Below are 12,703 nucleotides of genomic sequence, written 5' to 3'. Positions count from 1 at the left end.
TCTCTGACCCATGCGAGCTCTCTCGACCTCCCTCACCGCGGCGCTCGTTCTCGCGGGGTGCCAGCCCGCCGCGATGCCGCCCGACGCCCCCGCCCCCGCCGCCGGCTGGCACAAGGGGGCGACCGCCGGCACCGATGAGCGCATGGCGCGGTGGGAGCGGGAATGGGAGGAAGCGAAGCAGTCCCTTGCCATGGCGCGCGGCGAAGCCGCCACCGCGGGAAGGACCATTCCGCCCGAGGTCGACCGGCAGGTGACGGAAGTGCTGGACCGCCAGATCGAGGTCGATCAGGCCGAGGAGGCCCGGATCGAGGACCTCCAGGGCGCGGTCTCCGACGCCCTGCGCCTCGCGGAACTCCTGAGCGTCAGATAAAGCGCGCCCGGCCCGAGAAGCGTCGCGCCGCCAGGACAGCCGCGAACGTCTGATCACGCAGCTCTCGGCCGCCTGCCGATGCACTTCGGCCGTCGCGCGAGGTAGGTGATGAGACCTGTGCCCCATGCGGCTTGACGAGGACTGGAGCTTACGCCGAAAGGTTAGGGGCAATTTGCGGACCTTCCGGTCATTCGCTGCGACTGCTGCGTGTTTGTTCGCTGCTGTGGCGAGACCGACGTGGAGGGCGGACTCCAGACGCAGGCCTCGACCGCCGCGACATATCCCTGCTCGCGCTCGGATGCGAGACCTGCCGTCTTCGCGTCCTCAAGGGCCTGCTGGCGGTCGCGACCGAGAGTGGCGTCGCCGCGCTCGGCGCCGACACATTGCCGACGCGGCGCCGCCAGAGGCGTCCACAGATTCGGCCTCCTTCGCGTACCGTGAAGAAGCGGCCGAAGAGGCAACCAGGGGTGCGCGTCACCTCGTGCGCCAAGTGCATACAGGTTATCGGAGTGGCAGTGCCCGGTGCCGCCTGACCTTCGCGGGGGCTTCCGTCTCGACCTTGGCGTCGAGCGCGAGCAGCGCCACCGCCATGTCGCTCGGATGCGTCGCGATACACTGCTCGCTGGCGCCCAGGATCGCATGGATGCGGTTGAAGCCGCCGATCGCGCCGCAGCCGCTGCCTGGGTCGCGCTTGTTGCAGGGCTGCGAGGTGTCGTAGAAATAATAGCAGCGCGTGCGCTGGAGCAGGTTGCCGCCGGTTGTGGCCTTGTTGCGTCAGATAGTTGCCGACCTCAGCCCCGACTTCGGGCACGAAAATATCGAAGAAGAGCGCCTCCATCCGCGCTCTCGCCGGATCGAACGTGGCAAATCCCGACAAGATCGCGAACGCGATCACTATCAGTGGGACAAGCGCAAGGAGAGTTGAAAAGGTCAGAGCGCCCGCTGAGAGAGTCATCCCGTCGGCGATGAAGCGCCGCGCCGTATAAATGAAAAAACTCCCCAACTCGACGAGGAACTTCGGCACGCGATCAGAAACTTGGTGCATCATCTGCCTGAAGCGATCAGTCATCCGCCAAACATATCAGAAAAGAATACATAGGTAGCCGCACGACCACATAGCGTATCCGCGACGATAGACTGCCACAGTGTCATCAACGCTTCATATCAGATCGTCGCTCCGCGGTTCGTTGTCGTCGAATGCCATGCGGCGGCCGTATCCACATTCAACCGGTGACAAAGCGTTGTGTTCCGGCAACTGCTCTTCATGCACGGTCAAGTGGATGGCACCAAACCGCCTGCATCGCCGACTTGTCCTGGCGGAACTGCAACGGCACGCACGAATGGCCGGTCTAAGGAAGCGGCACCGCGGCACGCCATGAGGGCTGAACGGCAGTAAAGGGCCGAGCCGGTCGACCCGGCGGTCGGCTTCACAGAGGGGCGGGAAACCGCAAGCGCAACCTACGCGCTCATCAGCGCCTCCGTGGTCCTCGGCTTGCGCGGCGCCCCCCAGGCTGCCGGCACAGGATTTCCTGAACCTTGGCGCGACGCAAGGAGCAAGTCACGCGCCAATCATGCAGTTTGCTAACCGAGCTGGGCGATTTCCAATGTTCGTTCCTGAGAGTTTGGCGCGGAGTCTCCTCAAACCAACGCGGGCGTGTCAACTCGGTGAGGCCGAAGGCTGCGGGTCGTCGGGGGAAAGCTTCCGCCAGCCGATGTCCGAGGCATGATACCTCACCGCCATTTCGAATATGAAGCGACCCTCCACGGCCACCATACGGCTTGCCACCACCTCTTTGCCCGCGCAATCGAGGATGGCAAAGTCATTCGCCTCACCGCGGAGGCGGTGCGAAAGTCCGGTACCGCAGTGGAGTTGCAGCGTCATGCTCTCGCCTTCGCGGCGGACGAAGGGTTCGAACAGCCAGCGGTGCAAATGGCCCGACAGGATGACATGCGGCCCCCTCTCGCCCCACTGTTCGAGGGCACGCGGTGCGCCGAGCATGAGCTGTTTCTCAACCTGCGACGCGTGGTGAAACGGATGGTGCGCAAGGACGATGGGCAGGCGTCCGGAGGCTTGCCCGATCTCGTCGCCGATCCGGCGAATGGCGCTCCCCGAGATACGACCCCTCTGATGGGCGAGCGGATCGGTCGTGTCGAGGCCGAGAACGACGGCGTCACGCAGTTCCACCCGCGGCTCGAGATCCGGCGAGATCCAGCGCCGATAGCTTCGATAGGGATCGAAGGCCCTTAGGAAAAGATTGTAGAGCGGTATGTCGTGATTACCCGGCACCCCGATCCAGGGCAGGCCGAGCCCATCCATGAACCGGCGCGCCTTGGAAAACTGAGAGGCGCGCGCACGCTGGGTGAAATCTCCGGCCATGAGAACGAGGTCGGGTTCGGCCTCGCGGATCGCGCGGGTGAGTGGCACCAGGAGATCGGGATCGTCCCGTCCGAAGTGCAAATCGCTAATCAAGACCAAACGGGTCAAGGCGCGGCGTCCGTCGGTTTCTCCGGGTCCGGCACCCGCAACTGGATCGCGTCCTCCAGCAGGCGGAAGGTGAACGGAGCGGTCATGCGCTCCCGTTCGCCGTCGCGGGCCACGAGGGCTCTGGATCGGCGCGTTTCGACGACCACGTTCTTTCCGGTCAGCAGCTTGAAGTCGCGCCCCTCTTGGACCCCGTGCAGAGCGATCAGGAGCGCTTTCCAGATCAAGCGAAAGCGCCCGCAGTTGGGCGCCAGCAATACGGCGAACTCGCCGCTGCGGATCGCGTCGGCGCCTTCGATCCCGAACTCGTCAAGCTGATAGGCGCTGACCGCGACGAAGATCATCGGCGACTTGTCGCGCCGGACCTCGCCGTCGATGGTGATCCGCATGGTGAGCGGTCGGTGTACCGTCGCCATCGTGGCGAGGACCGACCAATAGGCGGCCAGACGCGAGCGCCCCCACTTTCGGTAAATCCCCTCGCGCCGGGCAAGGATCGCGGCGTAAAGACCAAGGCTCGCGTTGTTGAGAAAGACCTCGCCGTTGATCGAGCCAAGGTTGATCGGTCGCGAGGTGCCGCAACAGACCGCATCGACCGCCTCATCGACCTCTTGCGGAATGCCACAGCCGCGCGCGAAGTAGTTGAAGGTCCCGAGCGGGATCACCCCGAGTTCCACGCCGGTTCCGACAAGCGCCCCGGCCACCCCGCAAATCGTGCCGTCTCCGCCTGCGGCCACCACGCACTTCGCTCCCGAGGCGATCGCCTTGGAAACGGCGTCGGCAATATTGCCGCCGGCGCGAAGCGAGAAAATACGCACCTCGCAATCGCGATCGGTGAAAAGCCTCTCGATCTCGCCTGGCGATGCGCCCTGGTCGCCGTCTCCGGAGTCCGTGTTCAGGATGACGGCAAAGTCCGGTCCCGGTCTGCCTTCGGGCTTCGCCATTTCATCCCTCGCTTTTGCTTGAAGCCCTTCAACGAACCAGCACGCGACTTGTTCCCCGCAGTGCGTTCTGTTTGGTGTCGGCCCAGAGCCGTCACAGAGAACAGGCTCTGATGCCGCATTGCAGCTATCCGGAAGTAGCCATTCGATTTGCTTGAGCTGTGAAGAGGTTGGCCGCCTTGAACTACCGTTCTCAGAGACGGCCTCCTGTGCAGCGCGAGAAAGCCGTTGAAGGCGCTGTGAAGACGTCTACTTTCGCCGACATGAGGAAACGGGATCACATGGGCGCCTTCATTCGGCGCGCCACGGCGCTTGCAGCCTTTGTCGCACTGCTCTGGGCGGTCCAGGTCGTCAACTGGATCATCGGTTACGGCTTCAACCCGGCCTTCGGCCTGATCCCCCGGCACGTCAGCGGGTTGGATGGCATCATCGCAATGCCGCTCCTGCACGGAAGCTTCGCGCACCTGATGGCGAATACGCCGCCGCTATTGGTGATGGGTGGGCTGCTGGTAGCCACTGCCACGCGGGCCTTGCTGGCTGTGAACGCCGTGGTGATTGGCCTCGGCGGCGGTCTCGTCTGGCTGTTCGGAAGCTCCGCCATCCATATCGGTGCGTCAGGGCTGGTCTTCGGCTGGTTCGGCTTCCTTGTGGCGCGCGGCCTGGTGGATCGCTCGCCGGTCACGCTCGGCGCGGCACTACTGGTCGGTGTCCTGTATGGCTCCATTCTCTGGGGCGTTTTGCCGGGTCAACTTGGCGTCTCTTGGGAGGCCCACCTGTTCGGAGCTATCGCGGGCGCAGCTGCTGCATTCCTTGTACGAACACATGTCCATGCTCCGCGCCTCGGCGCCGTCAATCTGGAATGAAGCAGCACACTCGGCCCTCTCCGGACTTTGGCGACAAGGCCAAACGCTGCGGCGCTGCTTCACCAGACCGGCCATTCGTGCATCGCGCGGCGTTTCGTGAAGCGAATGACGGCAACGCGGATACTCTGTTGAAAAACTCCGGTTGTTTTGCGGCGTGATCGCTGATTCAATTCTCCTGTCTTGGCGGGGGTGACGGCGATGATGGGAGCGAGGCAACAGGTGCAAGGCGCGCTGTTCTACGACTTCTCGCTGGAAGACCACGTTCCGCAGGACCACCTGCTGCGCTCGATCGATCGCTTCGTCGACCTGAGCGGCGTTCGTCCGCATCTGGCGCCATTCTACAGTCACACGGGGCGCCCCTCGATCGATCCGGAGTTGCGGACCATGGTGGATCGGGTGCGGAACGTCTTCGACCTGCACCCCGATTGGCTGATCGCGGACACACGGCCTACGGTTCGGGGCCCATGCTGCCCGCATCGCCATTCGACAACTCCACGGTGCCGGACAGCCGCTCGGCCGCACGCGCCAGCAAGGGTGGCGCGATATCTATCCCGGTGACGCGTCCGCCCTGACCGACGGCACGGAGAGCGGCCTGCAAAACCGGACCTGTTCCGCACCCGACATCCAGCACATGTTCACCGGGTTCGAGGCGGGCTGCCTCCATGAGCGCCGTCAGAACCGGACGATGTGCAACCTCCAGTTCATCTGCGACGTCCAGCCACGGCCGAGCAAAGTCTTCCCAGTCCAATCTCACGAATGGCCTTCACCGCCGCGGGTCTGGCCGCCGCTCAGCCGTCGCCGGTCGCGTCCAAACCCTTCAAGCTCCTCGCCCGGTTCGGCGACACCTTCAGCGTGGCCTCGTAGGCCTCCGCCGCCGCGCCTTTATCACCAAGCTCCATCAGCAAGTCGCCCAGGAGTTCCCGGGCGGGAAGGAGATGACCGGGGGTAACGGGAGCCTTGCCGACCGCATCCTCCTTTTCTGCCGCTTCGGTCATCAGCGCGCGGGCCTGGTCCGTATCGCCCTCGTTCAGCGCGATCCAGGCCCCGATCGCTCCGATCTGCGCCTCGGTAAGCGCGACCCAGTAGCCCAATTCGCGGTCGGCCATTGTCGTGCGAAGACCATCCAGCTCTGCCAATGCCACGCGTGCTGCATCACCGTCGCCCGACCGGGCCGCGCCGATACCCTTTGCGAACCAGCGCATGGCCACGGCCTGGGGATAGCGGGCCCAAGTGATCGCCGGGCTCATCTCGGCCGTCAGGTCTGCCGCCCAGGCCCAATCGCCGGTTTCCAGTGGCATCCGGGCGGGCGCGGCCGAGATTGCATAGGCCGATCCGAAGGTGTCTTCGAGGTTCGTGCGTTCCGCCAGATCTTCCAGCAGCGCCTGCGCTGCTGCGACGTCTCCAGCCTGGAGATTGGCGTAGACGGCATAGTCGATAGCATGCGGGTAGTGATCGGCGAGTATCCCGTCGCCCGCTTGCGACAGCACCGCCGCCGCGCTGCGGGCGTTCCACTCCGCCGATTCCTCCCACAGACCAAGCCGCGTGAAGATATGCGACGGCATGTGCAACGCATGCGGCACCTCGGGTGCGATACTGTCGTAGCTTCGCGCGACCTCCAGCCCCATCTCGGCCAGCGCCGGGTGGTCGTAGGCGTGGATCGCGTAGTGATACCCGCCGGGATGACGCGGTGCCTCGGCCCGCAATGCGTCCATCCTCTGGGAGGCATCGCGCAGCACGGGCACGGCATCAGGGCCGCGCGGCGCCATGGTCAGTTGCGCCAGCGCGTCAAAGGCAGCGGCGTCCAGGTCGTCCGGATAGGCTGCGCCGAGTTCGCGCTGCATGCCTGCCCAGGCTGCCAGACGTTCACGAAAGGTCAGATCCTTGCCCGCATAGAACGCCTGCACGGCTTCGGCATAGGCCGCCTCGCGCGCCGTGCCCGGCTCCATCTGCTCCAGCCGGGCGGCGGCTGCCTGTCCCGCCTCCGTCTCCTCAGGCGTCGGCCCGCCGGGCCAGAGGGGATGAAACTTGGTCATGGCGATTCCCCATTGGGCCATGGCACAGTTCGGGTCCGCCTCTGCCGCGGCTTCGAAGGCCGCCGCGGACTGGCGATACATCATGTGATGCAGGAGCAGCAGCCCGACATGGAACCTCTCTTGACCCTCGGTGGTGCAGGATGTGGCAAAGTCGACCTCGCCAAGCGCTGCCGGCTCGAGGTCTTCCAGCATCGCATCGAGTGAATGGGACGAGACAGGCCCGAGCCCCAGCACCATCGCCCCAACCGCGGCGGTCGTTCCGAGTATCGTTTTGCGCATTCCTGAATTCCCTCTGTTGCTTACACCCAATCCACATCGAGGATCGCCCGTTGGGCACTTTGTGATATTCTGTAGATGGAGGCGTTCGGCGTGCGGTTTTTCAAACGAAATTTTCTGAAATCTTCTGAAATCGACCTGGGCGCGGCCGTGTTCAGCGTCGAGACGCGCCGCCTTCGGGACCATTCCGGACAAGAGATCGCGCTGCGCCTCCGGTCTCGCGAGGTGTTGTCGGTCTTGATGCGTTACCGGGGCGAAACCGTCACCCGAAGTGCGCTGGCGGAGGCTGCATGGGATGTGAAGACCGTCTCGGACGACAGTATCGCGCACTGTATCGCCGACATTCGCCGGGCTCTTGCGGATGATGGCAAGCAAATCATCGAGACGGTGCCACGGCAGGGCTATCGGCTCGTCCTTCCGCCCGGGTGCAGACCCGCCAGCGCGCGTTCCGGAGATACGGCCCGGGCCGTGAGATCGTCGGAAGGTCCGGCCTGCGACGTCCGGGCACCGGCCATCGAGGTCCTCCCGTTTGAGGATCTGGGCACCCACGGTGCCGGGCCACCCGGCCTCCGGGCCGTGCTTGCCGAAGCGATCGTCACCGACCTGGCCCGCTATCCCGAGATGACCTTGATGCATCGCACGGCCAACTCCGGAACGTCAGCCACTCCGAAACTTGTCTGGACGCTGTCCCGGCCACGGGCCGATTACCTCGTGACGGGGGCCGTTCTCAGTGACGGAAAAATGGGGCGCCTGAGCATCAGGCTGGTCTCGGCCGCAGACATGTCATGTATCTGGGTGGAAGAGTTCGATTTTGATCTTGGGGAGCTTCTGGCGCTGTCACGCACGATCGGACGGCAAGTTGCCAGTGCCATTGGTATCAAGCTCATCGAAATTGCCGAAGCGCACATTGATCGAGGTGATGTGAGCGCGATGCTGATTGAGAATGCAGCTCGCAGCCGGATGATCCGCGATCCTTCGGCAAGGTCTTTTCAAAGAAACGTTCGCGAACAGGACATCGCGCTCGAACGCTATCCCGACTCGGCATGGGGCCATTTTGGCCAGGCGCTCGCGCTTCGGACCGGGATAGCCAACGGTTGGCTCACCAAGGACGTCGCGGCCGCCAGCGCCCGTGCGGAGGACCTGGTTGCCCGCGCTCTCGCCCTCGCGCCCGACAACTACTTGGCCCACTACGCTCTTGGGAAGAGCCTGGCAGGCAAAGGGGAGACCGAGCGCGCAATACAAGCTTTCGAGCGGGCTGCCGCACTCAATCCGTCTTCTACGATGGTACTCGTGGGACAGATCACGCCGAACCTGAATATTGGCAATTTGGCGCGCGCGCTTGAGTTGATTGCCATCGCGGAGCGGATCAATCGCAGAGGAAACAAGAGCGTCGCGTATCAGAAAGCCAAGACCCATTGGTGGATGGGGGCATCGGACGAGGCGCTCCGGTCGCTGATGGCTTCGCCGGGGCTCACCGACGGAATGACGAAACTGCATGCGGTCGTTCAGCTTGAACTCGGACGCGTTGAAAGGGCGCGCGCTGCTCTTGGCCCCTGGCTGGCCTCGAATCCCCGTTGGACCTTGCGAGCAGAAGCCATGGCGAAGCGCGCCCAGGCGATGCCGTCCCCCATGCTTGAGCGCTGGCTTTCTCGCCTGTCCGAGGCAGGCATGCCGCCCTGAACCTGTGGCTCTGAAGATTCGAGCGAGTCGCAGCTATGGACCGCCCTCTGAGGGCGTTTCGATGCGGGCCGCGGCACGATGCTGGCCGCCATTCGCTTGCTTCAACCGCCAACGCTCATCGCATCGTCGATACCGCAGCACCGGGGTCAGGGCAATTTTTCGAGGTGCCCTCCAGGTTTTCTGTAAGCGGCGTTTGGGGGGCATGTGCGGCGCGGCGAGTTGGGTGAGTTGGAACAGCGAGAAGACGTTCAACTCGTAGGCCCAGCGGAACGTGTCCATCGGCATGTCGAAGGGCCTGGGCCCACTACCGCCGGCGTAGTTGACGAGGATCGACAGCTTGACGAAACGGTCGAGCGCGGTCTTCACTACCGCCTCGAGGTCGGACTCTCTGGTCACGTCGCAGGCGAGGCCCACTGCCTCGCCCCCGTCCGCCACGATCTCAGCGGCGACCGCCTCGGCAGTCTCGGCCTTGAGGTCGCTCACCACGACCGATGCGCCCGCGCTGATACGAACTTAGAACAACGAGTCGAGTTGCTTCTGAAAGGAGCAGTGGATCTGCACGTTCGCAGCGGTCCGTCGCTTCACCCCCGGAAACTGGATCACTTCGAGGCCCTGCGGGAAGCTGATGCGGTGGGCATGAAGGCTGTCCTCCTGAAGGACCATTACTACCCCTCCATGCCGATCGCCACTTTGATCAACGATAACCTTGGGCTCCAGACGCGTGCCCTCGGTTCGATCGTACTGACCAACCCGGTGGGAGGACTGAATCCGTCCGCGGTCGACTATGCGCTCAAGCAGGGTGCAAGGGTGCGCGCCCGTCTTGAGACTGAAGAGCGCACGCTGCGCGGACGCCGCGCGGCGCGCTGGGCGCTCGAGCGGCAGGGATCTGTGGCGACAGGGATTGGTGCGTACAACTTGCCGGTGCCGTCGCGCCGGGGGGAACCGGATCGCGACTGCGGGGTTCGCTTGACATGCTTTCACTCATTCTCAACATTCTCTGGCTGGTCCTCGGCGGGATCTGGATGGCGCTGGGATGGCTTCTGGCCGCTGTCATCATGGCGATCTCGATCATTGGCTTGCCCTGGGCGCGCTCGGCGCTGAACACCGCAGCCTACACGCTCATGCCCTTCGGCAACCGAGCCGAAAGCCGCGACGTCGCGTTCGGCCGCTCGGACCTTGGCACCGGCCCGCTGGGTTTTATTGGCAACATCATTTGGCTCGTGCTCGCCGGCTGGTGGCTGGCGCTGGGACACCTGATCAGCGCCGTCGCGATGGCCGTGACGATCATCGGCATCCCCTTCGCCTGGGCGCATCTGAAGCTTGCCGGCTTCGCGCTCTGGCCGGTGGGACGCACCGTGGTGCCGCGCCGATAGAGCCGGCGCCCCGCATCCCGCCCGTTGCACGCCGCATGGCATGCGCCTTCCCGGCGATGATCGCTGCCGAAACAAAATGAGGGCGCATTCTTTCCAGAAATGCTGCTGCCCGGGCGCGGGAACCACTTGATGGGACTATCGCAAGGAATAGCTCGCTCCAAAGGTCGCTTATCCTGAACAAGGGTTCCGGAAAGACTTGGCACAGCGTGGATCTTGCGCCACGTTCCTCGGAACGCGCCTCCCTCGATGACCGCCGCGCCGCGCCGCGCGTTCCCGGTGAAAGGCCAGGTCCATGATCGAGCTCACCCTCAGGCATGTGCCGCGCTCCCGCTCGACCCGCATCCATTGGCTGCTCGAGGAGATCAGCTGTCCGTATCGACTGGAGAGCATGGCGTCTTCCGGCACCGTTGACGAGATGCTGCATCCGCCTCACGTGCCCGCGCTTCGCGACGGCGAGCACACGATGCACGAGACGGGCGCAATGACAGAGTGGCTCTGCGAAACCCGCGCGCCTCATCTCTGGCGCGCTCCAGGTGCGGCAGGTCGGGTCGGCTGGCTGGATTGGCTGCACTTCGCCGAGACGCTCCTTCAGCACGTCGCGCGCCGGGACGAACCTGCGGCAATGGTCAGGCTTCTGTCCGCACTTGACCTGCTGGAGCAATCGCTGAGGGGTTCGGATTGGCTGCTCAGCGACTTTTCCGGAGTTGACTGCCAGGTCGGTTATTCGGTTTCGGTTGCCGCCCAGGTGCAATCGCTGAAAGATCACCCCGCGCTGACGACCTACCTGTCCCGCTGCGCAGCGCGACCCGCCTATCAGGCCGCCTGGGGCGCAGCGAACCCTCGTTCGGTGTGAGACGGGTACTCGCCGAGCGCGCCTGACCAAACTTTCCCCTGGCTTTCTCTGACCAGTATAGCAACCGGCGCGGCGCAGCGTTCAAGATCTGCCGCGCTTTGAGTCCTACGATAGTTCTTGCGTGATGGAGCTCTGAAACGCGTACGGAAAGAGGACTGTTTCGTTGGCGGGATGCGCACTTTTCTGATGGGGTACCGGTCTTATGCTGCGTCCCGGAAAACGACGGAGTCCGCTCAAGTCAGTCAAGCCCTGAGTCCATTGGGCAAGCAGCCAACTTGAAGATATCGTCGACCAATTTCGACCAGCGTTCTCGTACAGCACAACGTGCAACACATCTCGGCATTTCCGGAGCTTCCGGCTTGACACCATATACTATTGTTTGGCATATAATATATACGAATCAATAACATAGCATAGAATCCTACCGCCCCAGCCACGCACCCCCACCACTCCGTCCCTGTTTCGTTTTGCGAGGAATTCCCGCGCTGTTTCGGTCGCTTGCGGCGGGCGTTTTTCCATTGAGACTTTACGACAGCTGCGTCTGCCGGTCTTTCCGCGCGGCTGTCTCAGTGCGCAGATTTGCGCGCTTCGGTTTTCGGTGATTTCCCTGATCCCGGCGGTTTTACAGCGTATTCGTGCGGATTCCGGTCAGTTTTCCGGAATCGCGCCTAGAAAGGCTACGCCAGATCAGTACGTTGAGAGAGATTTCCCTACAAACTGGAACAGGGAATTCTTCCAGCTGAACAGGGAAGGGAATTGGCATATCAGGGATCGCGAGGGAAGGCGCCGTTCGGGGCTTAGACCACGCCCAGAAGCCGTTCCTGGTCCTGCCAGTCGACCGGGAGCGTGGTGCGCACGATACGCTCCAAGGTGAGTTCCGGCGGCTGGGTGCCGGCCAGAACTGCCGACTGGATCTTCGGCGCGAGGAGTGCGAGCGGCACGCGCGTGCGGATGTAGGCTTCGGTGATGCGACTGACGATCTCGATGACCTCCTGAATTTCGAGGCTGAGGCAGAACCAGAGGAGTTCTTCGATAAGTACGCGGGCACGGCATCGGGGACATTCGTAGCGCTCATCAGTTCGTCACCAGTGGTTTCGGATAACGAGGACGGGGATTGGGATCTCGACCTTTCAGCTGCGCCGATTGCTGGAGAAGGCATCGGCTCCAGCGCCGCGGTGACGGCCGATCATGGTGCAGAGAACGACTTCCTGAAAGTCCGGAACCGCGGCCGGCAATCGGTCAAACGCGCTGTCGTCCAGACCGGCACGCGGATGTCGATCGACCCGGAGCTCTGCTTCACCTGGGCAGAGGAGATTCTGGCAAAGGGTCGGTGCTCCCTCGACGATATCGACCGCCTGGTCGCCCATTGCGAAGGGAATGGTGATCTCGAGGAACTGCGCATCAATCTTCAGCGCAACATGGAAGCAGCTGGCTTCGATCTCGCTCAGGCGACGGGGCATGATGCTGACATCTGGGACGCCGTCTCAGACACATCGTCCGATGACCTTGCTGGCGCGATAGAGGCAGCCCTTACGCGTCGGAAGCGGCTTCCCGGCACACAGCGCTTCGTGATGGACAAATCAGAAGAACTGCAACTGCTGGAGCCAATGATGCGGGCCAAGCAGGAACTCCAGCTGGGCATCCTGGCTTCCGAGACCGCCGTCGAAACGATCCTCGACGCCATGGACCGCATCCGCGACGGTTCGCGAGACCCCGGCTCGGTCTCCCTGAGAACCATTATTCCCTCGCGACCGGGCTATGCGGAGACGTCCGAAGTAATGGCCGCCGCGGACGCCCTGAGGTCGTGGAACACTACTGGCCGGGTAATGGACGGC

13 protein-coding genes and 3 pseudogenes are annotated in these 12,703 nt (G+C 63.6%); 8 read left to right on the top strand and 8 right to left on the bottom strand.

Annotated elements, in window-relative coordinates; all coding sequences use genetic code 11:
• Positions 1-73: 73 nt before the first annotated feature.
• Positions 74-370, top strand: coding sequence for a hypothetical protein (locus tag IM708_RS18980; protein ID WP_209428135.1), 297 nt, complete (start codon positions 74-76; stop codon positions 368-370).
• A gap of 522 nt (positions 371-892) precedes the next feature.
• Here the strand turns inward: IM708_RS18980 and IM708_RS18975 are convergent.
• The 3 genes and pseudogenes from IM708_RS18975 to IM708_RS18965 form a co-directional block, all read right to left on the bottom strand.
• Positions 893-1,144 (bottom strand): annotated as a pseudogene (locus IM708_RS18975) (FAD binding domain-containing protein); the annotation flags it as partial.
• Between the two features lie 883 nt (positions 1,145-2,027).
• Positions 2,028-2,855 (bottom strand): metallophosphoesterase, encoded by an 828-nt coding sequence (locus tag IM708_RS18970; RefSeq protein WP_209428134.1) that lies wholly within the window; start codon positions 2,853-2,855, stop codon positions 2,028-2,030.
• Positions 2,852-3,793 carry a diacylglycerol kinase family protein gene (locus IM708_RS18965; RefSeq protein WP_209428133.1) on the bottom strand — a complete coding sequence of 314 codons (942 nt, stop codon included), beginning with the start codon at positions 3,791-3,793 and terminating at the stop codon, positions 2,852-2,854. The genes IM708_RS18970 and IM708_RS18965 overlap by 4 nt, the downstream gene beginning before the upstream one ends.
• 278 nt (positions 3,794-4,071) lie before the next feature.
• On the opposite strand from IM708_RS18965, the gene IM708_RS18960 reads away from it, so the two are divergent.
• Positions 4,072-4,653 carry a rhomboid family intramembrane serine protease gene (locus tag IM708_RS18960; RefSeq protein WP_209428132.1) on the top strand — a complete coding sequence of 194 codons (582 nt, stop codon included), beginning with the start codon at positions 4,072-4,074 and terminating at the stop codon, positions 4,651-4,653.
• Between the two features lie 198 nt (positions 4,654-4,851).
• Positions 4,852-5,031 (top strand): annotated as a pseudogene (locus IM708_RS18955) (IS5/IS1182 family transposase); the annotation flags it as partial.
• Positions 5,032-5,101: 70 nt separating this feature from the next.
• Here IM708_RS18955 and IM708_RS18950 read toward each other — a convergent pair.
• A complete protein-coding gene (locus IM708_RS18950; RefSeq protein ID WP_209428131.1) occupies positions 5,102-5,407 on the bottom strand; it encodes a methyltransferase domain-containing protein in 306 nt (101 codons plus the stop codon).
• Between the two features lie 34 nt (positions 5,408-5,441).
• On the bottom strand, positions 5,442-6,965 hold the full coding sequence (locus IM708_RS18945) for a hypothetical protein (RefSeq protein WP_209428130.1): 1,524 nt from the start codon (positions 6,963-6,965) through the stop codon (positions 5,442-5,444).
• Positions 6,966-7,040: 75 nt separating this feature from the next.
• Between IM708_RS18945 and IM708_RS18940 the strand changes: the two genes are divergently transcribed.
• Positions 7,041-8,642 (top strand): winged helix-turn-helix domain-containing protein, encoded by a 1,602-nt coding sequence (locus IM708_RS18940; RefSeq protein WP_209428129.1) that lies wholly within the window; start codon positions 7,041-7,043, stop codon positions 8,640-8,642.
• A 33-nt stretch (positions 8,643-8,675) separates the two neighbouring features.
• Here the strand turns inward: IM708_RS18940 and IM708_RS18935 are convergent, their stop codons facing one another.
• Together IM708_RS18935 and IM708_RS18930 are read right to left on the bottom strand one after the other, a co-directional pair.
• Positions 8,676-9,149: an SDR family NAD(P)-dependent oxidoreductase gene (locus IM708_RS18935; RefSeq protein WP_209428136.1), complete on the bottom strand. Its 474-nt coding sequence runs from the start codon at positions 9,147-9,149 to the stop codon at positions 8,676-8,678.
• Between the two features lie 6 nt (positions 9,150-9,155).
• Positions 9,156-9,305, bottom strand: a complete 150-nt coding sequence (locus IM708_RS18930) for a hypothetical protein (protein ID WP_209428128.1) — start codon at positions 9,303-9,305, stop codon at positions 9,156-9,158.
• Here IM708_RS18930 and IM708_RS21740 point away from each other — a divergent pair.
• The 3 genes from IM708_RS21740 (at position 9,237) to IM708_RS18920 (ending at position 10,868) form a co-directional block, all read left to right on the top strand.
• Entirely contained in the window at positions 9,237-9,743 is a 507-nt protein-coding gene (locus tag IM708_RS21740) for a DUF6282 family protein (RefSeq protein WP_348525006.1), read from the top strand. The genes IM708_RS18930 and IM708_RS21740 overlap by 69 nt on opposite strands.
• Complete coding sequence (locus tag IM708_RS18925) at positions 9,626-10,015, top strand: YccF domain-containing protein (protein WP_348525005.1); 390 nt, start codon at positions 9,626-9,628, stop codon at positions 10,013-10,015. The genes IM708_RS21740 and IM708_RS18925 overlap by 118 nt, the downstream gene beginning before the upstream one ends.
• Positions 10,016-10,307: 292 nt before the next feature.
• Complete coding sequence (locus tag IM708_RS18920) at positions 10,308-10,868, top strand: glutathione S-transferase family protein (protein WP_209428126.1); 561 nt, start codon at positions 10,308-10,310, stop codon at positions 10,866-10,868.
• 797 nt (positions 10,869-11,665) lie between these two features.
• Here the strand turns inward: IM708_RS18920 and IM708_RS18915 are convergent.
• Complete coding sequence (locus tag IM708_RS18915) at positions 11,666-11,809, bottom strand: hypothetical protein (RefSeq protein ID WP_209428125.1); 144 nt, start codon at positions 11,807-11,809, stop codon at positions 11,666-11,668.
• Between the two features lie 147 nt (positions 11,810-11,956).
• Between IM708_RS18915 and IM708_RS18910 the strand changes: the two are divergent.
• Positions 11,957-12,703 (top strand): annotated as a pseudogene (locus tag IM708_RS18910) (RNA polymerase subunit sigma-70); the annotation flags it as partial.

It is taken from the genome of Pararhodobacter sp. SW119 (assembly GCF_017811755.1).
Classification (GTDB): Bacteria; Pseudomonadota; Alphaproteobacteria; order Rhodobacterales; family Rhodobacteraceae; genus Pararhodobacter.
This window is presented reverse-complemented; position numbering and strand designations above follow the sequence as displayed.

Coding starts and splice junctions, on each gene's coding strand:
- IM708_RS18980 (WP_209428135.1), top strand. CDS start 74: ATGCCGCCCGACGCCCCCGCCCCCGCCGCCGGCTGGCACAAGGGGGCG.
- IM708_RS18965 (WP_209428133.1), bottom strand. CDS start 3,793: ATGGCGAAGCCCGAAGGCAGACCGGGACCGGACTTTGCCGTCATCCTG.
- IM708_RS18960 (WP_209428132.1), top strand. CDS start 4,072: ATGGGCGCCTTCATTCGGCGCGCCACGGCGCTTGCAGCCTTTGTCGCA.
- IM708_RS18945 (WP_209428130.1), bottom strand. CDS start 6,965: ATGCGCAAAACGATACTCGGAACGACCGCCGCGGTTGGGGCGATGGTG.
- IM708_RS18940 (WP_209428129.1), top strand. CDS start 7,041: ATGGAGGCGTTCGGCGTGCGGTTTTTCAAACGAAATTTTCTGAAATCT.
- IM708_RS18930 (WP_209428128.1), bottom strand. CDS start 9,305: ATGGTCCTTCAGGAGGACAGCCTTCATGCCCACCGCATCAGCTTCCCG.
- IM708_RS18920 (WP_209428126.1), top strand. CDS start 10,308: ATGATCGAGCTCACCCTCAGGCATGTGCCGCGCTCCCGCTCGACCCGC.